General features: G+C 44.2%; 22 protein-coding genes and 1 tRNA gene. 12 read left to right on the top strand and 11 right to left on the bottom strand.

Features of this window, described 5'->3' with window-relative positions; all coding sequences use genetic code 11:
• Positions 1 to 23: 23 nt before the first annotated feature.
• On the bottom strand, positions 24 to 707 hold the full coding sequence (locus ACHFJ9_RS09995) for a general secretion pathway protein GspB (protein ID WP_256949910.1): 684 nt from the start codon (positions 705 to 707) through the stop codon (positions 24 to 26).
• Positions 707 to 2,323 carry an ExeA family protein gene (locus tag ACHFJ9_RS09990; RefSeq protein ID WP_395356689.1) on the bottom strand — a complete coding sequence of 539 codons (1,617 nt, stop codon included), beginning with the start codon at positions 2,321 to 2,323 and terminating at the stop codon, positions 707 to 709. Before ACHFJ9_RS09990 ends, ACHFJ9_RS09995 begins: the two co-directional genes overlap by 1 nt.
• A gap of 138 nt (positions 2,324 to 2,461) precedes the next feature.
• On the opposite strand from ACHFJ9_RS09990, the gene ACHFJ9_RS09985 reads away from it, so the two are divergent.
• Positions 2,462 to 3,682 carry a multifunctional CCA addition/repair protein gene (locus tag ACHFJ9_RS09985; RefSeq protein WP_395356687.1) on the top strand — a complete coding sequence of 407 codons (1,221 nt, stop codon included), beginning with the start codon at positions 2,462 to 2,464 and terminating at the stop codon, positions 3,680 to 3,682.
• Positions 3,683 to 3,911: 229 nt separating this feature from the next.
• Here the strand turns inward: ACHFJ9_RS09985 and ACHFJ9_RS09980 are convergent, their stop codons facing one another.
• The 3 genes from ACHFJ9_RS09980 to folB are packed head-to-tail and all read right to left on the bottom strand — an operon-like array spanning position 3,912 to position 5,569.
• Positions 3,912 to 4,715, bottom strand: coding sequence for an undecaprenyl-diphosphate phosphatase (locus tag ACHFJ9_RS09980; RefSeq protein WP_006743204.1), 804 nt, complete (start codon positions 4,713 to 4,715; stop codon positions 3,912 to 3,914).
• Between the two features lie 9 nt (positions 4,716 to 4,724).
• Positions 4,725 to 5,213, bottom strand: coding sequence for a 2-amino-4-hydroxy-6-hydroxymethyldihydropteridine diphosphokinase (gene folK / locus ACHFJ9_RS09975; RefSeq protein ID WP_012841141.1), 489 nt, complete (start codon positions 5,211 to 5,213; stop codon positions 4,725 to 4,727).
• Positions 5,210 to 5,569 (bottom strand): bifunctional dihydroneopterin aldolase/7,8-dihydroneopterin epimerase, encoded by a 360-nt coding sequence (folB, locus tag ACHFJ9_RS09970; RefSeq protein WP_005395977.1) that lies wholly within the window; start codon positions 5,567 to 5,569, stop codon positions 5,210 to 5,212. The genes folK and folB overlap by 4 nt, the downstream gene beginning before the upstream one ends.
• Positions 5,570 to 5,819: 250 nt before the next feature.
• Between folB and plsY the strand changes: the two genes are divergently transcribed.
• On the top strand, positions 5,820 to 6,431 hold the full coding sequence (gene plsY, locus ACHFJ9_RS09965) for a glycerol-3-phosphate 1-O-acyltransferase PlsY (RefSeq protein ID WP_005379857.1): 612 nt from the start codon (positions 5,820 to 5,822) through the stop codon (positions 6,429 to 6,431).
• Between the two features lie 36 nt (positions 6,432 to 6,467).
• Here plsY and ACHFJ9_RS09960 read toward each other — a convergent pair whose 3' ends face one another.
• Complete coding sequence (locus ACHFJ9_RS09960) at positions 6,468 to 7,283, bottom strand: alpha/beta fold hydrolase (RefSeq protein ID WP_395356684.1); 816 nt, start codon at positions 7,281 to 7,283, stop codon at positions 6,468 to 6,470.
• 175 nt (positions 7,284 to 7,458) lie between these two features.
• Positions 7,459 to 8,475: a tRNA (adenosine(37)-N6)-threonylcarbamoyltransferase complex transferase subunit TsaD gene (gene tsaD, locus ACHFJ9_RS09955; protein ID WP_046874179.1), complete on the bottom strand. Its 1,017-nt coding sequence runs from the start codon at positions 8,473 to 8,475 to the stop codon at positions 7,459 to 7,461.
• 230 nt (positions 8,476 to 8,705) lie between these two features.
• Between tsaD and rpsU the strand changes: the two genes are divergently transcribed.
• The 5 genes from rpsU to ACHFJ9_RS09930 all read left to right on the top strand — a co-directional run bounded on the left by rpsU (position 8,706) and on the right by ACHFJ9_RS09930 (position 13,528).
• Positions 8,706 to 8,921 carry a 30S ribosomal protein S21 gene (gene rpsU, locus ACHFJ9_RS09950; protein ID WP_001145625.1) on the top strand — a complete coding sequence of 72 codons (216 nt, stop codon included), beginning with the start codon at positions 8,706 to 8,708 and terminating at the stop codon, positions 8,919 to 8,921.
• A gap of 27 nt (positions 8,922 to 8,948) precedes the next feature.
• A complete protein-coding gene (locus tag ACHFJ9_RS09945; protein WP_005395984.1) occupies positions 8,949 to 9,392 on the top strand; it encodes a GatB/YqeY domain-containing protein in 444 nt (147 codons plus the stop codon).
• Between the two features lie 149 nt (positions 9,393 to 9,541).
• A complete protein-coding gene (gene dnaG / locus ACHFJ9_RS09940; protein ID WP_182033081.1) occupies positions 9,542 to 11,335 on the top strand; it encodes a DNA primase in 1,794 nt (597 codons plus the stop codon).
• Between the two features lie 99 nt (positions 11,336 to 11,434).
• Positions 11,435 to 13,297 (top strand): RNA polymerase sigma factor RpoD, encoded by a 1,863-nt coding sequence (gene rpoD, locus ACHFJ9_RS09935; protein WP_005395986.1) that lies wholly within the window; start codon positions 11,435 to 11,437, stop codon positions 13,295 to 13,297.
• A gap of 155 nt (positions 13,298 to 13,452) precedes the next feature.
• Positions 13,453 to 13,528: transfer RNA gene (locus ACHFJ9_RS09930), tRNA-Ile, on the top strand.
• Positions 13,529 to 14,458: 930 nt separating this feature from the next.
• On the opposite strand, the gene ACHFJ9_RS09925 is transcribed toward ACHFJ9_RS09930, so the two are convergent.
• Complete coding sequence (locus tag ACHFJ9_RS09925) at positions 14,459 to 15,673, bottom strand: DUF3644 domain-containing protein (RefSeq protein ID WP_274012631.1); 1,215 nt, start codon at positions 15,671 to 15,673, stop codon at positions 14,459 to 14,461.
• A 120-nt stretch (positions 15,674 to 15,793) separates the two neighbouring features.
• Here ACHFJ9_RS09925 and ACHFJ9_RS09920 point away from each other — a divergent pair, with 120 nt between their 5' ends.
• The 5 genes from ACHFJ9_RS09920 to ptuB all read left to right on the top strand — a co-directional run bounded on the left by ACHFJ9_RS09920 (position 15,794) and on the right by ptuB (position 21,034).
• Positions 15,794 to 16,156, top strand: a complete 363-nt coding sequence (locus ACHFJ9_RS09920; protein WP_274012632.1) for a hypothetical protein — start codon at positions 15,794 to 15,796, stop codon at positions 16,154 to 16,156.
• Between the two features lie 10 nt (positions 16,157 to 16,166).
• The gene (locus tag ACHFJ9_RS09915; protein WP_274012633.1) at positions 16,167 to 17,363 is read left to right on the top strand and encodes a site-specific integrase; all 1,197 of its coding nucleotides are present in this window, start codon (positions 16,167 to 16,169) and stop codon (positions 17,361 to 17,363) included.
• 331 nt (positions 17,364 to 17,694) lie between these two features.
• Positions 17,695 to 18,642, top strand: coding sequence for a retron St85 family RNA-directed DNA polymerase (locus ACHFJ9_RS09910; RefSeq protein ID WP_274012635.1), 948 nt, complete (start codon positions 17,695 to 17,697; stop codon positions 18,640 to 18,642).
• Positions 18,643 to 20,256, top strand: a complete 1,614-nt coding sequence (gene ptuA, locus ACHFJ9_RS09905; protein ID WP_274012636.1) for a retron Ec78 anti-phage system effector ATPase PtuA — start codon at positions 18,643 to 18,645, stop codon at positions 20,254 to 20,256.
• Positions 20,243 to 21,034, top strand: coding sequence for a retron Ec78 anti-phage system effector HNH endonuclease PtuB (gene ptuB / locus ACHFJ9_RS09900; protein ID WP_274012637.1), 792 nt, complete (start codon positions 20,243 to 20,245; stop codon positions 21,032 to 21,034). Before ptuA ends, ptuB begins: the two co-directional genes overlap by 14 nt.
• Before the next feature lie 1,186 nt (positions 21,035 to 22,220).
• Here the strand turns inward: ptuB and ACHFJ9_RS09895 are convergent.
• The 3 genes from ACHFJ9_RS09895 to ACHFJ9_RS09885 form a co-directional block, all read right to left on the bottom strand.
• The gene (locus ACHFJ9_RS09895; protein WP_395356678.1) at positions 22,221 to 22,784 is read right to left on the bottom strand and encodes a hypothetical protein; all 564 of its coding nucleotides are present in this window, start codon (positions 22,782 to 22,784) and stop codon (positions 22,221 to 22,223) included.
• A gap of 152 nt (positions 22,785 to 22,936) precedes the next feature.
• Positions 22,937 to 24,790 (bottom strand): hypothetical protein, encoded by a 1,854-nt coding sequence (locus ACHFJ9_RS09890; RefSeq protein ID WP_274012638.1) that lies wholly within the window; start codon positions 24,788 to 24,790, stop codon positions 22,937 to 22,939.
• Positions 24,791 to 24,815: 25 nt separating this feature from the next.
• A complete protein-coding gene (locus ACHFJ9_RS09885) occupies positions 24,816 to 26,141 on the bottom strand; it encodes a DNA polymerase (protein WP_276383800.1) in 1,326 nt (441 codons plus the stop codon).
• Positions 26,142 to 26,329: the final 188 nt, after the last annotated feature.

Here is a 26,329-nt window from a genome sequence, read left to right as displayed (position 1 = left end):
TGATGATTTACTATAAAAAACGGCTACCCTTTCCACTCATACAACGCTGGGATACGAATTTGCTCACCTTGGAACTCGACAATCACCGCTTGCGGTTGTATTTCTCTTAATGTGACCTGCCCATCAACAACGTCTCCTTGATGATATTCAACATTGTTAATTTTCACCCAGCGGCGATTTTCATCACTGGCGTACATGTGGGTTTGCAAATTGAGCGCAGGAAGACGACCTTGCCACTGGTGAGCGTTGCGCTCTAAATCGTTCACACGCACCGTTTGTGGTGAAGACGTATCATCTCGGGATAACGCATTTTCGACCTTTCGCGCCAAATCAGGAGATAATGAGGACAAGTCAAGATCGTCCAGAGACAAACCTAGGTCCTCTTCAACTACTGAAGTGCCTTGAGTTGATACAGATGTTTCTATCTCGTCTTTGTTTGCTGTATTACTCACGTATTCATCAGATGTTGCAAACGTACCAAAATCACGAGACAGCTCTGCACTTGGCCACTCTCTTGGCAATTGCGCCAACTGAGTAGTTTCAGGATAGTCCAATGCTTTGAACGGTTGTTCCGCTTCCATCTTAGCCTCAGGGGCGGAAGTACTAGCTTCAGCATGAGGCGTAAGGAGATCTAAATACCAAGCAACTCCGATTGCAGCAACGGTGATCGGCAACAAGAACAAACCAATATGTTTCATGGCTGACATTATGCGTCCTCCTTCTCGATTCGTGCCAGTTGAGGCGCATCTGGCTGCACGTTTTGTTGAAGACGATCTAGCGTCCGCTTACCTGCAATGCCGTCGACCCCGATACCTTGCCAACGTTGGAATAACTCAACGCGCTCTTTCATCGCACCATCAAAAATAGACGTTTCAAGCAGTGGCTCACTTACCGCTTCTGCTAATAGTCGGTCTAATACTTCGATCGCAGGGCCTTCCATGTCTAAACGTAATGTCTCTTTCAACGGCGCTTGCCACAGTTCAATGATATTGCCTTGCCACATCGGCTTTAGCCACGAAATAGGCAGACGCAGACGCTGCTTGCCATTGAGCACTTCGACTTTGTCATTACCGACGGCGTACAAAATGACATACCCAACATCACCTTGATAATTCAACTCCAAAATTACAGGGCGATTTTGTTGCATCAGCAGCGGCCAGGTCGCCATTTTACGCTCACAACGCATGGTCGATTGGGGTTCTGATAAACAAAGATTGTCGCGAACCGATGCTTGATAACCCCACAAACGATACAAATCATTCACGGCGAGATTCGACTGTTTTTGTGCTAACAATAAGTCACGCTGATCATCTGTCAATTGTTGGTTGACGACTATTGGCGTTAGCTCCTCTCTTGGTGCGGTCACTTGCGCCAACACTGACGTTGCTTGAGCTGGCATATAATTCACGACCGCCCACCCCGTACCTAATGCCGCAATAAGACCCACCGTGACAGAGCCCCAAGCAGGCCAGCTGAAAGTACGGCGCTCTTTTTTATCTTGCTGATAAATATCTGCCTGAAACTGCATCACCTCTTCACAGGCCTGCTGAACGGTTTGCTTATCCACCACCACATTACCTTGGTGATAACTGATGTTGAGAGATTTATCACAGATAAGATTAATCAAGCGCGGGATGCCGTGACTGTATTTGGCAATGAGTTTACAAGAAGCACGATTAAACAGTTGTTGGTCACCACCTGCCGTATGTAATCGAAACGCGATGTAATCTTCTGTCTCTTTTTCATCCAACGGCAACAAGTGATAACGCCCAGTAATCCGCTGAGCGAGCTGGCGTAGTTGCGTTGTTTGTAATAACCGCTGTAATTCAGGCTGTCCAACCAACAACACTTTGAGCAGTTTTCTGGTATCGGTTTCCAAGTTGGTCAACAAACGTAACTGCTCTAAAACGTCGGCAGCAAGGTGTTGAGCCTCATCAATGACCAGCAATGTCTGCCAGCCTGAGCGATAATTACGCAGCAAGTATTTGTGAATCACTTGGTTTAGCTGTTTGAGGTTTGCATCTGGCGGGTAAGTAATTTTGAATTCATCGCAAATAGCTTCGAGCAAGTCTCGACTCGAAAACGTGGGATTTAGGATCAGACCCGCTTTGGTGTTATCACCTAAATTCGCCAGCATCGCTTTTGCGACGGTCGTTTTGCCTGTACCCACTTCGCCAGTAAGCATAGCAAAACCACCGCCATCGCCTAACCCGGCTTGGAGATGTGTGATTGCCTCTTTGTGACGTTGGCTTAAATACAAATAACGCGAGTTTGGAACAATCGAAAATGGTTGTTCTACAAACCCAAAAAAGTCCTTATACATTAGGCTCTCCAGCTAAAAAACCACCAGGAAATAGTCAGATATAATATAAACATAGCTGCATCTACTCTCGGGAGTAAAGAAAAGTACCATTGCTTGCTACAATGTCCAACGGCATATCAATAAATTAAGAGGTAATTCGTGCAAGTTTATTTAGTAGGTGGCGCAGTTCGAGATAAATTGCTCGGAATTGATAGTTATGACAACGACTGGGTGGTCGTAGGTGCGACTCCCGAGACGATGCTGTCCCAAGGGTACACCGCCGTTGGTAAAGACTTTCCTGTATTTTTGCACCCAAAAAGCAAAGAAGAACATGCACTTGCGCGAACAGAAAGAAAATCAGGCTCTGGTTACACTGGCTTTGAGTGTTTCTTTGATCAAAGTGTCACCTTAGAAGAAGATTTAATTCGTCGTGATTTAACCATTAATGCAATGGCAATGGATGATGCAGGTAAGCTCCATGATCCTTACGGCGGCCAGAAAGATCTCAACGATAAACTGCTACGCCATGTCTCAGACGCCTTTGTCGAAGATCCTCTACGCGTTTTACGTGTCGCTCGCTTCGCAGCAAAGCTGGCTGATCTAAACTTTACGGTTGCCGACGAAACCATGCAGTTAATGCGCCACATGGCAGAATCTGGAGAGCTGAGCACACTGACTCCCGAGCGTGTTTGGCAAGAATGGCATAAATCTCTTTCCACTCCTCGCCCTGATATTTTCTTATCGGTTCTAAGAGATTGTGGTGCATTGGCCGTTGTTTTACCTGAAATTGATGCACTATTTGGCGTACCTCAACCAGAAAAATGGCATCCAGAAATCGATACGGGCATCCATACTTTGATGGTGGCAGAGCAAGCTGCAAGACTGAGTGACTCACTCCCCGTCAGATTTGCCGCTCAAGTGCATGACTTAGGCAAAGGGGTAACACCAGAGAGCGAATGGCCAAGCCACAAAATGCATTGTCATACAGGATTAAAACTGATCAAAAAGCTGTGCGAACGTGTCCGTGTACCGAATGAGTTTCGTGATTTAGCCTTGATAGTGTGCGAACAGCACTCCAATATCCATCGTGCGGCCGAGTTAAAGCCGCAAACCATCATAAAAATACTCAACAAATTCGATGTGTGGCGCAAAGCTGAGCGCTTAGAAGATATTTTAATATGTTGTCAGGCTGACCATGCTGGTCGAAAAGGGTTAGAAGAGAAGCCTTATCCTCAAGCTGAGATTTTTACCCGCGCTTATCAAGCCGCAGCCGCCGTAGATGTTCAGAGCATCATTAAGGATGGATTTAAAGGCCCGGCAATACGTGATGAACAAGAAAAGAGACGGATTGAAGCGGTAAGAGTCGCTTTGAATAAGTGATCTGAGCTCAGATTAATTAACCGAATTGTATTCATGCCAGGTCATTCCAGCGAGCCTTAGCGAGACTAGGAATCTAACATCAGCACGCAGGGAAGTTTTAGAAATGGCCAACGCCATAAGAAACTAAGAGGAGAAGATTCTGAACCTCGCTCCTTCGTCGCTGTTCAGAATGACGTTGTGGTTTAGGTATGCAGCTTGCGGTTAAGCAAGCTGCCAATCCGTCGCGTTATCATGCGCTAAGCAAGAACGCAAACAAGCCGAAACCTAGAATCAGACGGTAAATCACAAACGGTGTCATGCCCATGCGTGAAATCATCTTTAAGAAGAAGTGGATACAGATGTACGCACTGATAAACGATGTGATGATACCAGTCAGCAAGAAACCAATATGGACAGGTTCACCACTGGTCACTAGCTTCATGCCTAAGTAGCTACCTGCTAATGTAATGATCGGGATCGACATTAAAAATGAAAAGCGCGCAGCCGCTTCTCGAGTAAAGCCAAGGTAAAGTGCAGCCGTAATGGTCGCCCCTGAACGCGACGTTCCAGGAATCATCGCTAAGGCTTGGGCAATACCGATAAACACGGCTTTCTTCCAACCCGTTTGATATTCATCCGCAACCAACTTAGCGTTTTTGTCTACCCACCAAAGCAACAAACCAAATACGATCGTTGTGGTCGCGATGACATAAGCGCTACGTAGATACACTTCAATGATGTCTTTCATCAACAAGCCAAACACACAAGCTGGAATCGTGGCGATCACGATCATCCACGCAAGTTTTGCTTCTTTACTCCGATCTCCTTTAAAGATCGAAGCAAATAATGCCTGGAACAGAGTGATCACTTCATGGCGAAAATAGATCACTACCGCCATTAATGTACCGACGTGAACAGCAACATCAAAGGCTAGACCTTGGTCTTCCCATCCCAAAATGGCGGAGGGCAGGATCAAATGGGCAGAGCTCGAAATAGGCAAAAACTCTGTCAGACCCTGAATCAGAGCCAGAATAAAGGCTTCAAAATAACTCATGTAAACAACTCAAATTAAAAATGAAAAAGAAACAGGTTTGAGTGAATCGACTGGCTGCATTGCATGCCAAATATCTGCGACTGTGCGTCCATCGCCTGGGATCACTAATTGAGGTTCGAGATCATACAGAGGCTTTGTGACAAAAGGATATTTGTAGATATCACTGCGAGGTAGCTCAGGTTTTTTCTTGGAGACACATTCACCGAACAACACTATATCGAGATCCAGTGTTCGATCCTGATACTTTTGCGCATTTTCTTCGCGTCCCCACTTAAATTCAATCTCACGTAGCTGATGACTCAACTCTTCTAATGACAACTCGGTACGCATTGCAACGACAAAGTTGTAGAAGTTCTGGCTGCTAAAGCCAATAGGTTCACATTCATATACCGGCGATACGAGGAGACTTTCTCCAAGCTGTAGCAGCTCCTGATACGCAGCGAGCGCATGTTGTTCTCTTTCTACATTCGTACCAACACCGATATAGGTGGTGATCATGCTTGACCTCGCTCAATCACGACACCAACAGCGCGTGCTTGTGGCACTGCACCAGGTTTTGCTAAACGGATTTTCACCCAAGGCACAGAGAAACGCTGCATGATAAGCTCTGCCACTTCTTCGGCTACGCGCTCAACCAACAGAAAACGACCATTTTCAATATGGCTCAGTACCGCCTCACTCACTTGCGAGTAATCCAACGCATCTTGCACATCATCACTTTTACCCGCAGGCTTATTGTCGTGCGCCATTTCGATATCCAGAACCAACTTTTGTTTAATTTGTTGTTCCCAGTCGTACACGCCAATCGTGGTGATTACTTCTAATTGTTCAATAAAAACTTTATCCAGAGCCATCTTATGTCCTTCTATTACAGAGGTCGGATACCCGTGAGGGGTAATTTGATCGTAGTATTCTATACCTAAGTAACATTTCCTTGGGTCATCACAATGTTACTTAGGTATAAACTGCGAAAGCATCTTTATATACAAGAAATCACATAATGCAAGCTCTATCACAGTGAGGATTTCTGCATTATGTGAATTCGAGGTATGATAGCAACTACGCGGGAACCGAGCATTAAATTCCAATCCATCAAGGACTTCTATGGACGCACTGGCACTGATAATGACAATGGCCGCCTATTTACTGGGTTCGGTTTCCAGTGCGGTTTTGATCTGTCGACTCTTAAAACTGCCAGATCCACGCAGTGTAGGCTCCAACAACCCTGGAGCAACGAACGTATTGCGTATTGGCGGACGAGGAGCCGCTGTTTCAGTCTTGTTGTGCGATATGCTCAAAGGCACCATCCCCGTGTGGGGCGGATACTTTCTTGGTATCGACCCTATCATTCTGGGCGTCATCGCCATTGCTGCCTGTCTTGGGCACATGTACCCCATCTTTTTCCACTTTAAAGGCGGAAAAGGTGTCGCAACCGCGCTTGGCGCTATCGCTCCGATTGGTTTGGACTTAACAGGATTGGTGATGTTAACTTGGCTGTCAGTAGCCGCGCTATTCCGCTATTCATCCTTAGCGGCTCTCGTCACGGTTTTGGTCACTCCGTTTTATACTTGGATGTTTAAACCGCAATACACGTTACCTGTTGCTATGCTGTGTTGCTTAATCGTATTTAAGCATCATCAAAATATTCGGCGGCTTTTGTCTGGCGATGAGCCCAAAATTGGCGAAAAGAAACTGACACAAAAAAACTCGGCTTAATGCCGAGTTTTGTTTAGAGAGCGATGCATTCATTGGTTATGCATGAACTCGATTCAGGAAGTTCAACAACATTTGGTTGACGAACTCCGGCTGTTCTAAACAACTGATGTGTCCCGCTTGCGGAATTTCTACCAACTCACTGCCCGTGATACAGTCTTTCATTAAATACGATTCGAAAACCGGGCGAGGCTTATCTTCACAGCCCACCGCAATTAACGTCGGCAGAGCGAATTTTTCCGAATCTTCAATCACATCACGGCGACCAAACACCATGCGCCCCATACGAGCTACTTCAACCGCACGCTCACCGTTGAGGTCTTCTAAACTGCGTTTGAATGAAGCGACAAGTTCAGGGTTATCCTGATCAACGTTGTTGGCAAAGAACAGCGGCACAACGGCTTCAATAATTGGCGCAGGTACTGTTTGAACTTGGCTGATAGTATCAAGCATTGCAAAATACTTCTTATATGTAACTTCTGGCTCCCAGCCAATGAAGGTATCCATCAATACCAGTGATTTCACACGTTGCGGTGCTTGAGCCGTTAGTTCCGCTCCCCACATGCCGCCAACAGATAAGCCCACTATCGAGAACTCTTCAATATCCAAATGATCCATCAACGCCAACATATGTTGTGCATAATCAACTAATGACTCTGTCGATGCAGGGGCCGCTTCTGACTCACCATGTGCCCACAAATCTGGCACAATACAACGATATGACTGGCTTAAAACTTCAATTTGTGGCGCCCACATTTGGCTATCCCACAAATAACTGTGACCAAACAGTAATACTGGACCATCACCTTTATCAAGGTAAGCAAGTTGCTGACCTTCAATTTCAAACTTATTCATTGTTATATCCATTTCTTATTCTTCCGCACCATCCTATCACTGAAACGATACCGAACTGCTCGCATCAGTCAGAGTGTAAACGAAGCTTTTCATTGCATAGCTAAAAATAAAGGCCTCTGATGAGCAGAGACCTTTATCGTAGTGAATCTATTTCAAACCTACCGCATAAGTTTGATTAAGCGACTGGCGTCAGTTGGTCAATCGGCCAACGTGGGCGAGCCTCTACCGACATATCGGCCACTTCGCCATTCTTCAAACGCTGCATACCAGCGTAAGCGATCATCGCACCATTATCCGTACAGAACTCAGTTCGTGGGTAGTAAACCTCGCCGCCAACTTTCTTCGCTAGCTTCTCTAACTCTGCACGTAAACGACGGTTAGCACTCACACCACCAGCAATAACAATACGCTTCATGCCTGTTTGCTCAAGCGCGCGTTTACATTTAATCGCCAATGTTGCACACACGGCTTCTTCAAATGCCAGTGCGATGTCTGCGCGAGTTTGCTCGTCATCGCCATTCGCAGCAATCGTATTTGCTGTAAAGGTTTTCAGGCCAGAGAAACTCATATCCAAGCCAGGGCGATCTGTCATTGGGCGCGGGAACTTAAAACGGCCCGGTGTACCTTTTTCCGCCAGTTTAGATAATAGTGGGCCGCCTGGGTAATCCAAACCCATTAGCTTCGCTGTTTTATCAAAAGCTTCGCCCGCCGCATCATCAATCGACTCACCCAGAATTTTGTACTCACCGATGCCTCTCACTTCGACCATCATCGAGTGACCACCCGACACCAACACTGCCACAAACGGGAATGGCGGTGGGTTATCTTCCAGCATTGGAGCCAACAGGTGACCTTCCATATGATGAACAGGTACCGCTGGCACTCCCCAAGCATAAGCAATACTGCGACCAATAGTAGCGCCCACTAATAGTGCACCAACGAGACCCGGCCCCGCGGTGTACGCGACACCATCAATGTCTTTCGAAGTTAAGTTCGCTTCTTTTAGTGCCTCTTTAATAAGAGGAATGGTTTTCTTTACATGGTCACGTGAAGCCAACTCAGGCACCACACCACCGTAATCTGCGTGCAGTTTTACTTGGCTGTAAAGCTTGTGTGACAGTAGACCTTTTTCATCGTCATAAATCGCGATGCCAGTCTCGTCACAAGAGGTTTCAATACCGATAATGCGCATGGTTTTCTCAGTATGCTTTCTGTATAGAGGAAATTTGGGCGTCATATTACCTCGCCTTGGTGCTGCAAACAAATTTTGTACAGACAATAATCGACAAAAGGCTTTACAAAGTAGTTGTGATCGGATTAAAATTCCGCACCATTTTTGATCAAGCTGGTAAGAGACCAAACAATTGTGATTTGGTCTGTTGAATGCCAGCGTTAACGAATAACCCCTGAGGTGAAAGGCATATGCCAGTAGTTAAAGTACGTGAAAACGAACCGTTCGACGTTGCTCTACGTCGTTTCAAGCGCTCTTGCGAAAAAGCAGGTATCCTTTCTGAAGTGCGTCGTCGTGAGCACTACGAAAAACCAACTACAGTTCGCAAACGCGCTAAAGCAGCAGCTCAAAAGCGTCACGCTAAGAAGCTAGCTCGCGAAAACGCTCGTCGCGTTCGCCTGTACTAATAACTGAGCTCCAAAAGGAATTTAGTTATGGCTCTGATTGATCAACTCAAAGAAGAGCAAAAATTAGCGATGAAAGCCAAGGACAAATTACGCCTTGGTACTATTCGTTTAGCCCTATCAGCAATCAAGCAACGTGAAGTTGACGAGCAGATCACTCTGAACGATGACGACATTCTTGCAGTATTGACCAAAATGGTTAAACAACGTCGCGACTCTGTAGCGCAGTATGAAGCAGCGGGTCGTCAAGATCTTGCTGATGCGGAACAAGCAGAAATTACCGTTCTTGAGGACTTTATGCCTCAACCACTGACAGACGAAGAAGTAGCGGCTCTTATCGAGAACGCGATTGCTGAATCTGGCGCAGCTGGCATGCAAGACATGGGCAAAGTAATGGGCGTTCTGAAACCGCAAATTCAAGGGCGCGCAGATATGGGTAAAGTAAGCGGTTTAGTTCGCGCTAAACTGGCTTAAGATACCCCACCCAATTGCAGCAAGCCGTGCTATCCTTTGGAACGCACGGCTTGTTTGTATCTGGATGAATGGAATGAAATAAGTGAGCAACACGCTTATTCTTTTAAAGCATTCACTCCACTCATCATCTTCTTTTTTTGTTAGGTTTTATGGCTGGACACATCCCTCGCAGTTTTATCGATGACCTTCTAGCTCGACTTGATATTGTCGATATCATCGACGCACGTGTGAAACTTAAGAAAAAAGGCAAAAACTACGGCGCATGCTGTCCGTTCCACAACGAAAAGACGCCGTCATTCAGCGTCAGTCAAGAAAAGCAGTTCTACCATTGTTTTGGTTGTGGTGCGCACGGAAATGCCATCGACTTTTTGATGGAATTCGACCGGCTAGAATTCGTCGAAGCCATTGAAGAACTCGCTTCATACTTGGGCTTAGATGTTCCTCGCGAACAACGTAGCGGCGGTAATGGTTCGTTCCAGTCAGGCCCACAAGCAAGCAGCAGTGAAAAACGTAATCTATACGACTTAATGGGCAGCATTGCTCAATTTTATCGTAACCAACTCAAGCAGCCAGCAAGTAAAGTGGCGATTGAGTATCTAAAAGATCGCGGCCTGTCTGGTGAAATCGTCCAGAAGTTTGGCATCGGCTATGTGGCTGATGAATGGGATTTAGTTCGTAAGAACTTTGGTCAGAATAAAGAAAACCAAGACATGCTCGTCACAGGCGGCATGTTGATCGAAAACGATAAAGGCAACCGCTACGACCGATTCCGTGGTCGAGTGATGTTTCCTATTCGAGACAGACGCGGCCGAGTGATAGGCTTTGGTGGTCGAGTATTAGGTGATGGGACACCGAAATATCTCAACTCACCCGAAACCCCGATATTTCATAAAGGTAAAGAGTTGTATGGCCTTTATGAAGTACTACAAGCGTACCGTGAGCCACCACAAATTTTAGTGGTTGAAGGCTATATGGATGTTGTCGCGCTTGCTCAATATGGCGTAGATTATTCCGTCGCCTCTCTTGGAACAGCAACAACTGGAGAGCAACTACAGCTACTGCTTCGAAGCACTAATCAAGTTGTATGTTGCTACGATGGCGATAAAGCAGGCCAAAAAGCAGCTTGGAAAGCAATGGAAGAAGCTGTCACTTATTTAGGTGGCAACAAAACCATCAAATTTATGTTTCTAGATGAAGGTGAAGACCCAGATTCTTTCATTAGAAAGCATGGAAAAGAGCGATTTGAAGAGGAAATACGGAATTCACTTTCACTTCCCGCTTTTATTCTGGATCGCTTATTTAAAGCCGTAGTAGATAATAGTAGCCGCGACGGAAAGCTGAGGGTCGTGACACTGGCTTCCTCTATAGTTAGTAAAGTAAAAGATAGTACTCTCAAAGACTATCTGATTAGTGAGCTATCAAGAAGATTAGGTATAGGCTGGGAAGAAAGTAAGTTAATTAAAGCAATTTCTGAAATTAACTCAAAGAGTGGCTCACTGAATCAAGAAACTCGAATCTCTCAACCGCACAAAGAGATTAAACGAACTCCGATGCGAGAGGTGATCGCTCTACTTATTCAAAATCCGAGCTATGCTCAAATGGTACCTGATCTGTCTTCGGTAAGAGATTTATCAATACCGGGGCTAAGTTTATTTGTTGATGTACTTGATAAATGCCAAGCGCATCCCCATATCAACACAGGCCAATTATTAGAGCATTGGCGAAACAGCCAAAATGAGACCCTTCTGTCTCGTCTCGCGAGTTGGGACATTCCACTCGATGAGGACAACCAAGAAGAAATATTTTTAGACTCACTGGATAAAATTATTGCCCAGTGCGTAGAAAAACAAATTGAAAACCTGCAGGCCAAAGCAAGAAGTGTCGGTTTATCAGCCGAAGAGAAAAGGGAGCTGCTAGCACTTATGCTAGATTTAAAAGCGTAACCCTGTTTAATTAGTCAGCAACGATTTAATTTGTTATAGTAAGTGGTTTGCATTTCGCATACTGATTCCTTCACCAGATTACGAAGTTGGATACCGTCTATGGATCACAATCCGCAGTCACAGCTAAAGTCACTTGTTATTAAAGGCAAGGAACAAGGCTATCTGACCTACGCCGAAGTAAATGACCACCTACCTGCTGAAATCGTAGATTCAGAACAGGTAGAAGACATCATTCAGATGATCAACGACATGGGCATTAAGGTAGTAGAAACTGCTCCTGATGCTGATGATTTAGCACTGAACGATGACACAAATATTACCGATGAAGATGCAGCCGAAGCTGCAGCCGCTGCACTGTCTAGCGTAGAGAGTGAGATTGGTCGTACCACAGACCCAGTACGTATGTACATGCGTGAAATGGGTACTGTCGAACTTCTAACTCGCGAAGGCGAAATCGACATCGCAAAACGTATTGAAGAAGGTATTAACCAAGTTCAATCGTCTGTTGCTGAATACCCAGGTACGATTCCGTACATTCTTGAGCAATTTGACAAAGTTCAAGCTGAAGAACTGCGTCTTACTGACCTTATTTCAGGTTTTGTAGACCCAGATGCTGACGACACCGCTGCACCAACGGCAACACACATCGGTTCTGAACTGACTGAATCTCAGTTAGAAGAAGAAGACGATGAAGACGTTGATGACGACGAAGATAGCGATGACGATTCAGATGATTCTGAAGAAGATGTAGGTATCGATCCAGAGTTAGCGCTAGAGAAATTCAACCAACTACGCAGCACCTATCAAAATCTTCAATTAGCAATCAACGAGTACGGCTATAACAGCCCGAAAGCAACCGTTGCTAATGAAATGATGCTAGACGTATTCCGCGAGTTTCGTCTAACGCCTAAACAGTTTGATCACCTAGTGAATGAGCTGCGTACCGCTATGGATCGCGTTCGTACTCAAGAACGCCTGATCATGAAGTCTGTGGTTGAATACGGCAAAATGCCGAAGAAATCATTCATCGCGCTGTTCACTGGTAATGAATCAAGTGAAGCTTGGTTGGATGAAGTTCTTGCTTCAGACAAGCCATACGCTGAAAAGATCAAACGTAACGAAGAAGAAATCCGTCGCTCAATCGCTAAGCTAAAAATGATTGAAGAAGAGACTTCTCTGAACGTTCAAAACATTAAAGACATCAGCCGTCGTATGTCTATCGGTGAAGCAAAAGCTCGCCGTGCGAAGAAAGAGATGGTTGAAGCGAACTTGCGTCTTGTAATTTCTATCGCGAAGAAATACACCAACCGTGGCCTACAGTTCTTGGATCTTATCCAGGAAGGTAACATCGGTCTGATGAAAGCGGTAGATAAGTTCGAATACCGTCGTGGTTACAAGTTCTCGACTTACGCAACGTGGTGGATCCGTCAGGCAATCACTCGTTCAATCGCGGACCAAGCACGTACGATTCGTATCCCGGTACACATGATCGAAACGATCAACAAGCTAAACCGTATCTCTCGTCAAATGCTGCAAGAGATGGGTCGTGAGCCACTACCGGAAGAACTGGCTGAGCGCATGCAGATGCCAGAAGACAAGATTCGCAAAGTTCTGAAAATCGCTAAAGAGCCTATCTCAATGGAGACACCAATCGGTGACGACGAAGATTCGCATCTAGGTGATTTTATCGAAGATACAACGCTAGAACTTCCGCTAGATTCTGCAACTGCAACTAGCCTTAAAGTGGCGACAAAAGACGTGCTTGCAGGTCTAACGCCACGTGAAGCGAAAGTACTTCGTATGCGCTTTGGTATTGACATGAACACTGACCATACTCTAGAAGAAGTTGGTAAGCAGTTCGACGTTACTCGTGAGCGTATCCGTCAGATCGAAGCAAAAGCACTACGTAAACTTCGTCACCCAAGCCGCTCAGAGACTCTGCGCAGCTTCCTAGACGAATAAACGCAGCGCATATAAGCTTTAGAAACCAAAAAAAGGTGACTTTAGGTCACCTTTTTTATTATCTACTGTGCTAAGTGGATAAAAACTAAGCGCAATTGCCCCAGTTGGTATCTAGACACCTTGCAACGCTTCCCCTATAATCGTTGTCCTATTAAGGCCCCTTAGCTCAGTGGTTAGAGCAGTCGACTCATAATCGATTGGTCATGTGTTCAAGTCACATAGGGGCCACCATTATTCCTTAAGGCTTATGGAGAAATCCGCAAGCCTTTTTTCGTTCTAGTCCTTTCCATATCCGGTCCGCAATTACTTCCTGTACGCTCTGGTCCATTAGGTCAGCCGAAACACGCCACGTAGTCACCACAGAGTCACACTTCCCCTGTCAGAGTGATATCCACCATCAGAACCTTCTCTCGTATGTACAGCACGAATCAGAGCAGATACATACCACTCAACACCAGAACCGAACCCCAGAAAAACACCGCACCTGAACCAACAAAAATATAACCAACATCCTGTCCATTAGCTGAAGTTATTAATATAGGTATGGGATGGATAGCTAGTTCAGTGACGGGAAGGACACCCATGATCCTAAAGCTCTCAGAACTAGCCAGTCAGGAAAAAACAGCAATCAATGATGACCGATTACCCTCAGTGGTAATCGGTCTGTTATCTCTTAAGTGATTTAGGTCAGCAGTAAGCGACACTCAACCACAGCACCAGAAACAGCAGCTAATCACAGGACTGGTATTCATACTGGAACCGGAAAAACCAACGGCACACTGGATTACAGCGCGAATCTGGTATGAGTTAGGGCTGTGAGTTAGGTTAGTCGAATAGGATGTGACTCTAGCTGGTTACTGTCGGCACTGTCATGACCGTCGCAACTGTCAGGACTACAGGTAAAATACATCTACTGCCGCCGCCGTCGGCAAACTGGACGGAAAACCTAAATAGGAAATTTACATTAGGGTTCGTGTCCAGCTCGGTATCTAGCCAAAATTACAGCTAAAGACCGGATAGAGACCGGACCGACGACGCCGTCGCGGTAATTACAGAAACTACATCATGCAGGAAGTCAGGCAGGATAAGCCTTAGAGCGAGATTACAGGGCCAGTCTGGTGTGACCGACCCAGCGATCTAGGATTTTAGTTTGTGGGAGTGCTACTTCACTTTCTCGTACCACATATCAAATTTCTCTAATATTCGATTGTGGTAGAAAGTTTTACTTAAGCTCTTAGGGTTTTCAGGATCTAGGCGGCGTACCTTACTAAACTTCTCTCCCGCCGCTTTAACTTCCCTCATTCGGGCATTGAACTCGCCATTTTGTTTAAAGTTACTATATCTTTTTCGGAACAGAGCTAAGAGTTCTGCATAATCAAAAGGATAACTTTTCAGAGCATCCTCTTCTGACAGAACAATCTCAGGCGCATCAGGATCATCTGTTAATCGAACTTGCAGAGCTTCATCACCAGTGGTCTTTACCAGTTTAGTGTGCAGCTTGAGCGAGACAGCGTAGTTTGCATCTTCATCATTCTCATGCTCCCTTTCAATCATCTTGAGGTAGTGCAATAGATTGTTCTTCACATTATTGTCGACACTAAAGCTGCGCATGTCTGATAAATGGAAGAATGAAACAGGCATTAAATAGAAGTTAAACTTAGAGAAATCATATCTATACCAGTTCATTGCCAACGTCATGAAGTTGTGTAGTGAAGCCATACCAACTTCTTGGACAACTACGCTTAACTCTGGATCGTCGCATACAAAATGAACAGAGTCATCACGGATGTTGAGCAATGCGGTCACATTGTCCTCGATGATCTTAGATATTTCTTTCGTTTCAACTAGAGCTTTCAATGCTCCTCTAGCTGTTATAGTTCGAGGGTTACCAGTATCAGAAAGAATAGGGTCGCCATTCTTCTTGAATATATGTATTGCTGCGGCGTTACCACCAGCATTTGAGACCAGTTTTGATTTAAGCAATAATTCCCACGCATTTACCATCAAGATGGAAAACGTTTCTTCCCGATGCTCAAAGTTTGGTTTATTGTAAATCTCAATAGCTGATACACAGGCAGAGACGGCTTTATCAAGCATTAGATCATGAAGTTGTTTTTCTGTCTCACCTTCATTTTGACTTTGATGCTGCCTAAAACTCTCTTTAGTTAAACCTTTTATTATTTCAGTTACTTGATACTTTCCACTAACGGGAATGATTAGTTTTCGCCACTTTTTTCTGTAGTAGGTCCTGACCGTCGATGCACTCCAGCCAGTGAAATCAGCCAGCTCAGTTAAAGAAAACAGCTCACCTTTATCAAATCTTGTTGTGAAAAAATCGAAAGCTTTGTCAACTTGCCCCCATTTCTTATCTGCCATATCAACTATTCCCATTCGGCGAATTGGAAAGTAAGGCCCTCCCTTCAAACAGACCAGCCGTACCTTCCTACGTTATAAACACATATTAACTCTATGATATTGATATTTCAGGAGTTAAACATGAGCAAGATCACCAATCTTCAACAAATCACGACCTTACCAATCACTACAACCTTACAAGCACAAGTCAAAACCATACTGACCAAACCATTTCACGATGAAGCAGAAACCCAACAGGCATGGGATGAGCTGCAATGTGAACTCTGGTTTCTCACATCAATTTCCGAACTCTCTGCCGTCGACGACGACGATATCGAAATGCTAAAACGAGCATTGACCTACACCGAATTCGAAGACGATCTAGACTACGGAGCAACACTCACCCTGAGCATTGTCGAGGACTCTGGTAAGGGTATCTATCTACTGATGCCTAAGACACTCCTCACCGAATTACGCCAATACTTCTCCATCGAGAATGACTAAGGAGGCAGTGATGCAATCCCGAAAATTCAAATTCAATAAACGCCAACTCGATTCACTACCTCCGACGCCGACGACGAGCAAAAGTAAGGAAACGGAATATACCGACGAGTTGTGTAGTGGACTTAAGATGATCGTCAACCGCCAAGGCAGGAAGCGTTTCTTGTTCAGGTACACACTCCACGGAACCAAGAAATCTATACAGTTAGGTGAGTATCCAGCGCTAGACATCAACACTGCTCGTCAGATTGCCAATGACCATAAACGGGAAATTGCTCTAGGTAATGACCCCAAGGCTATTCGTGATGAGAAGCGCAACGTCCTTACTTTCCAGGAGTTCTCAGAGCTGCACTACTTACCCTACGCAATGATGAATAAGCTTACTGCTAAAAGTGATGCGGGTAGTCTCAAGCTCCATTTCTATCCGAAATGGGGCAAGAAACCTCTCACTGATATCGGTCAGCAGGACATTCAGAAATTGTTGGATGGGTTACTAGAAGGTAGGAAACCTGCAACGGTGAACCGTCTACGTTCGCTAGTGCTACGTATGTTCAGACTCGCAATGGAATGGGGTTATGTTGATTCTAATCCCGGTCAGTACATCAGGAAGCTAAAGGAAAACAACGTAAGACAGAGATTCCTGTCACGGGCTGAGGTTTCATCTTTCATCAAGGCATGTAACGAAGAGCCGAATCGCACCCAGGCCAACGCATTGAAATTCGCACTTCTGACCGGAATGCGCATAGGTGAAATTACCAGTTCGAAATGGGAGTGCCTTACCGTCGACGACGACGGCAACTGGAGTCTATTTCTACCACACACGAAATCGGGGCTATCGAGAACGGTCCTACTCAACCATCTAGCTAAGGAAGTCATCCATGATCAACGACGATTTCAACAACCTAAGAACCCCTATATCTTTGCCGGAGATGCACCCGGTAGACCTATCGCTCATCCGAAGAAGGCATTCGCCCGAATCAAGAAAGCTGCCGGTATAACCGATAATTTTCGTATTCATGACCTCAGGCATAGCTTTGCTTCGATCCTGATCAACAGCGGAAATGCGACGCTCTATGATGTTCAGCATTTGTTGGGGCATCAGTCGCCACAGACCAGTACTAGGTATGCTCATTTGGCTTCGAGTAGGCTGAGGGAGGTAAGTGCTAATGTGGCCTCGCTAGTTTATGATGCTAGTAAGCCAAAAAAGTGATTGTTTTTAAAGATTTTCTAGTATTTCTTTGCCACTAGTTTCAATGCTCATTGTTAGGATTGATTTGCAAGCAAAAATGAGCTAACTTAAGAAGGCTCTTTAGCGTAATTTGGATTAAGCTTAGTGTTTTAATCTAGTTTGGCGTTGCGCCAAACTCTAATTTATTGAGTGCTTTTGCAGCTGCGGAACGGCATTCCCGATCTGCAATAGTTACTCATTCTTCGCAACGATTACAGATCGGAAATGCCGCTCCGCGTCTTTAAGTAAAGAGCTATCGTGATACAGGGAAACCTGTATCACACTTATTTTTTTGAAGTAAGTAATCATATCAATGCAACTTTCTATACTCGGTCGTATTTCACCTGAAGCTTTTCCTAACGGACTTCGCCAGTATCTGGCTGAGAAACCTTCAAGTCACTATAAAGTGTATAAGATACCTAAACGAACATTTGGGTTTAGAGTAATTGCACAACCTACTCCTGAGTTAAAGGACATTCAGCGGGCTATAACTACGCAAATCAAACCTTTTGTTCAAATCCATAGTTCGGCAAAAGCCTATGTTGAAGGGGTGAGTATCAAAGACAATGCGATTGTGCATGTCCAATCTAACTACTTGCTGAAGCTAGATCTAGAAAACTTTTTTAATAGTTTAACGCCAACTATGCTTTTGGATGCTCTTAACTATCAGAATATAAAGCTGATTGATGGAGAGGTTGAATCATTGATGGAGTTGCTATTCTGGAACAGAACCAAAAAGAAAACACCTAACCTCATCCTCAGTGTTGGAGCACCTTCTTCACCTTTCCTATCGAACTTGATCATGTATGAGTTTGACACAATTGTTTCCAACCATAGCGCTAAATTAAATGTTAACTATTCAAGGTATGCTGACGACTTGACATTTTCCACATCAGAGAAAGATGTGTTATTTAGTTTCCCCCAATTTATAGAGAATGTTTTGAATGACTTATATGGTGGGAGAATAAAACTAAATCACTCTAAGTCGGTTTTTTCCTCCAAAGCGCATAATCGTCATGTCACCGGAATCACACTATCTAACAATAATAAGATCTCTCTTGGCCGTGATAAAAAAAGATACATTCGCTCTTTATTATTTAAGTTTTCTATTCAGGCTCTTCAAGATGAAGAAGATATAAAACACTTGAAGGGACTTATTGGTTTTGCAAAAACTGTAGAACCAAGCTTTCTAGAAAGGATGAAGGCTCGGTATGGTATAAGTATTTTCAATGATTTATTCAGATATGATGGTGATGATTAAATGGAAAAAAAAGTTAGCAAAACAATTCGACGACTAATTTCCAGATCTGATAAAGGTGATTTTTCAGCATCTTTCCAGTTGGCACAGTCATATGCTGAAGGGTTTAGCGTCGAACGAGATAAAGAACAATCGCAATACTACCTAACTGTGTGTGCTAAGCAGCTTAAAGAAAATAAATTTAGGATAAAGTCCATTAAGCTGAACAACTTTAAAGGTTTTGAATTTGTAGACTTGGATTTCTCAGATAAAAATGCAACTACTGTGTTGGTTGGAAATAATGGATGTGGTAAGTCCACTATACTAGAAGCAATAAAAAAGTGCTTAACACATCTCAACTCTCGTTTAGGGACAAAATCAACTAATGGCGAACTCATAGAAGAGCTCGAAATAAAGAATGGGGAAGACTTCTCAAGCATTGGGGCGGAGTTTGAGATAGAAAAGCAAATTGTAAATATGGAGTTAATGCAGAAGACTTCTTTGAGTACCAAGAGAGTTCGGGGTAATTACACTCAAATCAACGATATATGCCAAATTCTACGACAAGCAAATGAATCTGACCCCCAATTATCATTACCTCTTTTTTGTTCATACAACGTGGAAAGGGCGAATGATGTTACAACCAAAGATATTGAAGAGTCCGACGAAATAAAAGATGAACATGTATGGGATAAAGCTAAAGCATACAGCAAGAGTTTGTCTGGAAAAGCCGACTTTAAGTTGTTTTTTGGCTGGTTTAAAGATCTAATTGAAAGCGATAATGAGCTTTCAAGGAATGCTGATGAACTCAGAGTAAAAATACAAGCTAAAGAAGCAGAGATAAATAGTCCTCTATTGAACGAGCTAATTACTAAACACCCTGAATTATCTCATCTTATAGATTCTCATAAAAAGGAACTGCAAGATTATAAAGAGCAACTAAATGATATCTATACCATAGATGAAAAATCACTAGATATTGTAAAAGGTGCTATTTATAAGTTTCTACCTGGCTTTAGCAACTTGAAACTTCAGAGAAAGCCTCTCGATTTGACGCTGGATAAAAATGGAACCCAGTTAAGTGTGTTGCAACTTTCCCAAGGTGAGAAAACCATACTAGCCTTAGTCGCAGATATCGCAAGAAGATTGACTTTATTGAATCCAAAGTCACTTTCACCTTTAGATGGTTCAGGAATAGTTCTTATTGATGAAGTAGACCTACATTTACATCCATCGTGGCAGCAGAAAGTTATTCAAAGACTTGAATCTACTTTTCCAAACATTCAGTTTGTAGTAACAACCCACAGCCCACAGGTCTGTCATACTGTCGATAGTTCAGCTATCTGGTTGCTAAAGGAAGGGAATAAGTATCGAGCTCCCAAAGGGACTCGAGGAGCTGTGTCCTCTTGGGTATTAAAGAATTTGTTTGAGGTTGAGGTACGCCCACCAGAAGATGAGATTACGAAAAGTCTGGAGCGTTACCGGAAGCTTGTCTTTGATGATATGTATGACTCCGAAGATGCTTTAGCATTGAGAAAACAGCTTTCGCGCCATTTCGGTTCAGCATATGAGGACTTAGTTCAGCTGGACTTGTATATAGATAATCGCAAGTGGGAGAAAGAGTATGAGGAGAATTAATAAGACTACATCTCCTAACGAGCTTACGATTTATGCGATACACAACCCCGATGATACTTGGGATAACTTCCGAGCTAATAATGGCAAAGATGCAAAAATAATAAAAAAGAAAATTTTTGAAGAACAGAATTATATTTGTGCTTATTGCGAAATTGGTTTAACTGAAGACAAGGTTCATGAGCACCACCGGAGAGTTGAACATTTCAATTCTAAGTCAGGGTGGGCTGTTGGAGAGGCTCAACCGAATTGGCACCTTGATTGGAGTAATGTTATTGGTGTTTGTATTGGTGGTACTGATAGAGATAGCACCGAACAGTTCGTAATGCCAGACAATAAATCATGCGACTCATATAAAGAACACCTTGAAACCAATCATGGTGAAAGCAAGAAGTGGCAAGGAAAGGTTGTATCTCCATTAGAAGAAAGTTTAACTAGTGATATGTTTAACTATTCTCTAGCCACGGGAAAGCTTGAAGTTAATGTAGAAACAGCAAACCTAAAAGCATTCAAACACAATAATTTCGAAACAAGCTCCGAACTTTTGGAGGCTACTCTCGAGAAGTTTAATTTGAATTGTGACCGGCTAAACCTTGCAAGACGAGAAGTCCACATTAGTTTTGAACAGCTGATAGCATCCTTCAAAAAATCTAGAGACTTGAATAAATTCAAGTTTATGCTGCGCAAGTGGGCTGGCGCAGATGGTCCTCTTTATTTTCAAACAACAAGAGATATTTTGATTAGGGATAGTCGTATTGCCAAAAAAGCTCTAGAAGAGTAATACGCACTCCCACAAACTAAAATCCTAGATCGCTGGGTCGGTCACACCAGACTGGCCCTGTAATCTCGCTCTAAGGCTTATCCTGCCTGACTTCCTGCATGATGTAGTTTCTGTAATTACCGCGACGGCGTCGTCGGTCCGGTCTCTATCCGGTCTTTAGCTGTAATTTTGGCTAGATACCGAGCTGGACACGAACCCTAATGTAAATTTCCTATTTAGGTTTTCCGTCCAGTTTGCCGACGGCGGCGGCAGTAGATGTATTTTACCTGTAGTCCTGACAGTTGCGACGGTCATGACAGTGCCGACAGTAACCAGCTAGAGTCACATCCTATTCGACTAACCTAACTCACAGCCCTAACTCATACCAGATTCGCGCTGTAATCCAGTGTGCCGTTGGTTTTTCCGGTTCCAGTATGAATACCAGTCCTGTGATTAGCTGCTGTTTCTGGTGCTGTGGTTGAGTGTCGCTTACTGCTGACCTAAATCACTTAAGAGATAACAGACCGATTACCACTGAGGGTAATCGGTCATCATTGATTGCTGTTTTTTCCTGACTGGCTAGTTCTGAGAGCTTTAGGATCATGGGTGTCCTTCCCGTCACTGAACTAGCTATCCATCCCATACCTATATTAATAACTTCAGCTAATGGACAGGATGTTGGTTATATTTTTGTTGGTTCAGGTGCGGTGTTTTTCTGGGGTTCGGTTCTGGTGTTGAGTGGTATGTATCTGCTCTGATTCGTGCTGTACATACGAGAGAAGGTTCTGATGGTGGATATCACTCTGACAGGGGAAGTGTGACTCTGTGGTGACTACGTGGCGTGTTTCGGCTGACCTAATGGACCAGAGCGTACAGGAAGTAATTGCGGACCGGATATGGAAAGGACTAGAACGAAAAAAGGCTTGCGGATTTCTCCATAAGCCTTAAGGAATAATGGTGGCCCCTATGTGACTTGAACACATGACCAATCGATTATGAGCGAAGGTCTGACGTAATCTCACCGCACAATCAACATAGAAACCCTGCCCCAAATCACTCCGAAATCCACCAGCAAAATCACATCACCTGATTACCCACATGATTTTACTGACGTCGCCGATGGGAAATCCGCCGAACCTATATCACCGCCGCCACCGTCGAGAAAATGTAGAAAACTGTGTTGGTAGCAGCGGTAAGACAGGATCAATCAGTAAGTTGCCTCCACATCTGCCTTAGCGAACTTACCCAAGATCTCATTACAATCGAGTCGGCAAAAATCCTCAAAGCAACTTACAAACTCCCACATAGCGCCCGTGAGATAAGATAACTTCTCACCATATGAGAACTCTGTATTTTCTGCGAAGTAGATATACGCTTCATACAAAGCATCAGGATAGCCATTAGCTGTATCCAGTGGATTTATCTCATTAAACAAGTATTCCCCCTTGAAATATTTCTCATGTACGCCATCGTCACCCGGTAGGTGAACCTTGACTGTAACTTCATACAGTCCGTGCTCTTTCTCTCGGAGTTCAGTAACGCATATAATTGAGCGAGTATATTCAACCCAAACACCCGGTTCTTTTTCTTCGGAGCTATAGATGTAGTCATTCCCAAACCAGATCTCACTATCAACATAGTTGTCATCTGTATGCTCAACATCCCAACCAAGTAAATCGACGTTGGCACGTCCCCAATCTTGTAGCATCTGAGATGCAATTGTCTTTAGTTCTGTTTGTACTTCCAGTGCATATTTTTTTTTATTGAACATGATGGTCCCCTTTTTAATTTGAATGATTCGACACTAGGCTTGAAAGTGTCCAAGCCCAGAAGCGTTGATTTAAAGATGTAATATGTTGTGTTCGATGCTTTTTCTAAAAGCACCGTTAAAGCTGAGTAGGAAAATGTAGTTTAGAGGTGGGATCAGCCAAGAAACGCAGATGTAGCCGCATCAGATTCAGCTTGCGTCATCTCATGCCATTTAGGTGCAGAGTCGAACTTGCTTGTTATGCGATCATGCTCTTCCATCAACTGGTCCATCTCGCTTTCATTCAGCGGGTCAAAATCATCGTCCATGTCGGCCGGGTCGAGTTCTGGGAGTTCTTCAACAAAGCGGTTAACTTCTAGTTGTGCTGATTCTGGATAAGTCAGCGGCTCAGAGAACGATGGTTCGTGAGGGGTTATGTCTTCGAAATTCTGAGCTTTCTCGATTGCACGAAGAGTTAGCTTACGCCCGTTAGTACCTCGTGTGCCACCAGAGATAACCTCAACACCATGCTTTTCTAATTGATCTTTCATACGGTTAAGTTTGGTACTTAAAGCTGACGCATTCTGAGGCCAGTTGCTTGGTAAGCGGCGCATTTCTGACATAATGGAACTATGTAGCATTTTATGAACTTGCGTTGGTCCGCCAGTAAAAAGTTTCTCCTGCTGAACGATAGTTATAATGCTCGCCAACAACTCATCATGTTCTAAAGCCTGCATATTCAGGGCTTCTTCCTGCGCTTTGTTTACACCCTGCTGGACTGATTGATCGGTAATACCCAATACAGTTTCGAAGGCTGCTAGAAATGTATTGAAGTCACCACCTCGGAACTTGGCAATAGATGAAACATCGTCCAACATTGCCATAGCTTTTGCGGTCATACTGAGCAGCCACGACTGGGCATACGGGAGGATTGCACTTAACTTTTGGTATATCTCTGTGTCACTGGCATAGGTAATTCGTGGTTTACCCGCTTTGATGAATATTGAACGAGTGCATAAATCGTATTGTTTAGGGAACTTAATCGCCGTTAATATCATTGGTTGGTGGAGGAGCGTTTCGACCAAATCTACATTCGTATAGAGTTTACGACCATCAACGGTGCCACCCGTTGCCACGCTACACATACCATTGGCTAACTCGTCACTAATGCGACCACAGTTATCGAAACACAACATGTAGTTGTGCGAAGCGGTAGCAATAAGATCACGAATATCTTTAGGCTGAGTCTTCACTTTCGTTCCATTTAGTCCCAGTAGCATAGCGACTAAGCGGGCGACTGTCGTTTTACCAGAGCCAGCATTCCCATGAAGGTAAAGAATCGGATACGTAAGTCCGTCCGCTCTCGGGTGACTTAATATAAAGCCTGCGTACGCCATGATGGCTACAAACTGGCCATAGCTTAGATTGCTGAAGAGTTCTTGAAGTTTAGACGGTATATCTTGTTGCTCCCAGCCGGATACATATTGGAGGTGTCCATTATTTGGGGCGTAACGGAAGGTGATATCTGTTTCTTTATCGCTAAGCAGAACTTCACCGCCAGCTAGAACCAATCCTCGACCGTCGCTACTACGAGCATCGAGCGCAACACCTTTACTTTTGTTGTCAACGTCGATATAAGCATTGAAGATGTTCACATCTGCATCTGCCCCTTCCAAAACCGCGTCTAGGCTGACAGTTTCCAGAGCTTTCTCTACACTTTTTACCGTTAAACCTTTTACGCCTGCAGCGCGCGCAGCTTTAGCCACAACCGCCTGACTAATTTGACCGTTTAGAGACGTGCTGTAATTTGTTGTACCACCAGCCACGACAAGAACTGGCGTAGAATTGTCGAGCGCAACCGCAGCATTGGGAAGGTTTTGCATAGCTTGTGCAAGGCTGTCACCGAGCTTACCTTCGTTCTCTTTTAATGCTTGTGTCAACATCACCTTAAGGTGACTCTCCACTAGTTGAAAAGGTGTTTTCGGTCCAGTTTTGTTTTTACTGCTTTTAGTTCGAATACTTAATGCCATGATTTATCTCCTGTTTACTTGTTGGTTAGTAGTTATTGATTACGTGGTATTCGCAATCACACCGTAGGCGGTAGCCTTTTCCGAGCACTTCCTCAGACACATCCGCCATCGCCTTTTCTGCTAAGGCATATGTCTCTAAATCTGTTGCATGAGTCTGGACACCGATACAGTCATGAATTGCAAAAATGAGTGGAATATTGATCTGCTCTAGCTTGATGCAGAGCTTACGCAGCATGTAACTACACACTGCCTGGACATAGAAATTTCGGATTGTTGTAACTCTCGTGTCGGCGGCGACGGTTCTTCGAAATCCGTAGACTTCTGCGAAACCTTGTTTCATCGCTTCCTTCACTTTTTCATCGAGATACGCATCGACTTTCTTGAAAATGACACGTAATTCCCGATCCCAGATTGCCGCCACTGTCGGGCTGACACCGAACTTCTTAGCTATGCCACGCGAAGTGATACCGTACAGATGGGCGATACACAGGCGTTTAAAATGCACTCTATCTAGCTCAGTGAAAGCTTGAGATCGTGATTGCAGCTCTAGGTACAAGTCTCCGTTTTGATAGGCAGACCACAGTGTATGGTCGCCAGCCAATGCCGCGAGTGATGCTGGCTCCTGAGAACAGTAGTCCAACACAAATATCTGCTTTCCCTTCTTGGGATAGAGCAGATGATTGCGGATTGGTTTTGATAGGTAGTTGAATGAAGCACCTTTGGGCGCTTCCCTACCTGTTGAAGATCCGAATGGGTTAGGCCATTCATGATGTTTACCTCGGAAATCAACGTTGAACCGCAATACATTTCTGTACCGAACGTACATCATTGCCATGTACATTCGTTGAGCGAGACCTACATTGATCTCTTTCAGTTTTCTCCTTTCTATCACCAACGTACCATCTGGGTTTCTCGGCCAAAGTGTTAGCTCTGGACCTGAGAGAAAAAAAGCAGGATCACCCATCACCTGTATGCGGTTCTCATCATCAATGCTGAGAAGCTCCATACCTACTAAGTGCTGAAGATTCGCCTCACCATTTTCTAAGCTCCGTTGGTATTTCATTAATCGACCGATATGTATCGGTATGCCTCGTTGGTAGCGAAGAACACAGCTTTCTATGTAAGCTCTGTCGTCGCTGTCGCCGAGTACATCCGAATCTCCCACCAGTTCTTCCAGTTTTGTAGTAAGGAAGTCTGATGGAGGTTCGAAGGATTTGTATTGGTTTAACCAATCTTCCAACCGCTCGGCTTTGACCCTATTCTTTATTGGTTTACATGCTGAGATGTGTTTCGCTTTCGCTAGAACCATTCCTGAGCGGAACAGCTCCTCATCTCTTATTTCGGTTAGCATTTCTCCCCCTATATGTTGATTACAACAACTCACACTGACCACGGTCGTAAACGCTAGACCTTATCCAAATTTTTAAAGAGCAATTATAAAAAGTCTCCTTTTTGTTGACTTTTAACATGGTCATCATAATAGATACTATTTTGTAGTCAACGAAAAATATCAACTTTTTAGATACTTTTTTATATGAA

Source organism: Vibrio sp. D3, assembly GCF_043995865.1.
Taxonomy (GTDB): Bacteria; Pseudomonadota; Gammaproteobacteria; order Enterobacterales; family Vibrionaceae; genus Vibrio; species Vibrio diabolicus.
The sequence above is the reverse complement of the archived record's forward strand: the minus strand, read 5'-3'. Positions and strand labels throughout refer to the sequence as shown.

Bases quoted from the DNA above. Each gene is read 5' to 3' on its own strand.
- ACHFJ9_RS09995 (WP_256949910.1), bottom strand. From the start codon at position 707: ATGTCAGCCATGAAACATATTGGTTTGTTCTTGTTGCCGATCACCGTT.
- ACHFJ9_RS09990 (WP_395356689.1), bottom strand. From the start codon at position 2,323: ATGTATAAGGACTTTTTTGGGTTTGTAGAACAACCATTTTCGATTGTT.
- ACHFJ9_RS09980 (WP_006743204.1), bottom strand. From the start codon at position 4,715: ATGAGTTATTTTGAAGCCTTTATTCTGGCTCTGATTCAGGGTCTGACA.
- folK (WP_012841141.1), bottom strand. From the start codon at position 5,213: ATGATCACCACCTATATCGGTGTTGGTACGAATGTAGAAAGAGAACAA.
- folB (WP_005395977.1), bottom strand. From the start codon at position 5,569: ATGGCTCTGGATAAAGTTTTTATTGAACAATTAGAAGTAATCACCACG.
- plsY (WP_005379857.1), top strand. From the start codon at position 5,820: ATGGACGCACTGGCACTGATAATGACAATGGCCGCCTATTTACTGGGT.
- ACHFJ9_RS09960 (WP_395356684.1), bottom strand. From the start codon at position 7,283: ATGAATAAGTTTGAAATTGAAGGTCAGCAACTTGCTTACCTTGATAAA.
- tsaD (WP_046874179.1), bottom strand. From the start codon at position 8,475: ATGCGCATTATCGGTATTGAAACCTCTTGTGACGAGACTGGCATCGCG.
- rpsU (WP_001145625.1), top strand. From the start codon at position 8,706: ATGCCAGTAGTTAAAGTACGTGAAAACGAACCGTTCGACGTTGCTCTA.
- ACHFJ9_RS09945 (WP_005395984.1), top strand. From the start codon at position 8,949: ATGGCTCTGATTGATCAACTCAAAGAAGAGCAAAAATTAGCGATGAAA.
- dnaG (WP_182033081.1), top strand. From the start codon at position 9,542: ATGGCTGGACACATCCCTCGCAGTTTTATCGATGACCTTCTAGCTCGA.
- rpoD (WP_005395986.1), top strand. From the start codon at position 11,435: ATGGATCACAATCCGCAGTCACAGCTAAAGTCACTTGTTATTAAAGGC.
- ACHFJ9_RS09925 (WP_274012631.1), bottom strand. From the start codon at position 15,673: ATGGCAGATAAGAAATGGGGGCAAGTTGACAAAGCTTTCGATTTTTTC.
- ACHFJ9_RS09920 (WP_274012632.1), top strand. From the start codon at position 15,794: ATGAGCAAGATCACCAATCTTCAACAAATCACGACCTTACCAATCACT.
- ACHFJ9_RS09915 (WP_274012633.1), top strand. From the start codon at position 16,167: ATGCAATCCCGAAAATTCAAATTCAATAAACGCCAACTCGATTCACTA.
- ACHFJ9_RS09910 (WP_274012635.1), top strand. From the start codon at position 17,695: ATGCAACTTTCTATACTCGGTCGTATTTCACCTGAAGCTTTTCCTAAC.
- ptuA (WP_274012636.1), top strand. From the start codon at position 18,643: ATGGAAAAAAAAGTTAGCAAAACAATTCGACGACTAATTTCCAGATCT.
- ptuB (WP_274012637.1), top strand. From the start codon at position 20,243: ATGAGGAGAATTAATAAGACTACATCTCCTAACGAGCTTACGATTTAT.
- ACHFJ9_RS09895 (WP_395356678.1), bottom strand. From the start codon at position 22,784: ATGTTCAATAAAAAAAAATATGCACTGGAAGTACAAACAGAACTAAAG.
- ACHFJ9_RS09890 (WP_274012638.1), bottom strand. From the start codon at position 24,790: ATGGCATTAAGTATTCGAACTAAAAGCAGTAAAAACAAAACTGGACCG.
- ACHFJ9_RS09885 (WP_276383800.1), bottom strand. From the start codon at position 26,141: ATGCTAACCGAAATAAGAGATGAGGAGCTGTTCCGCTCAGGAATGGTT.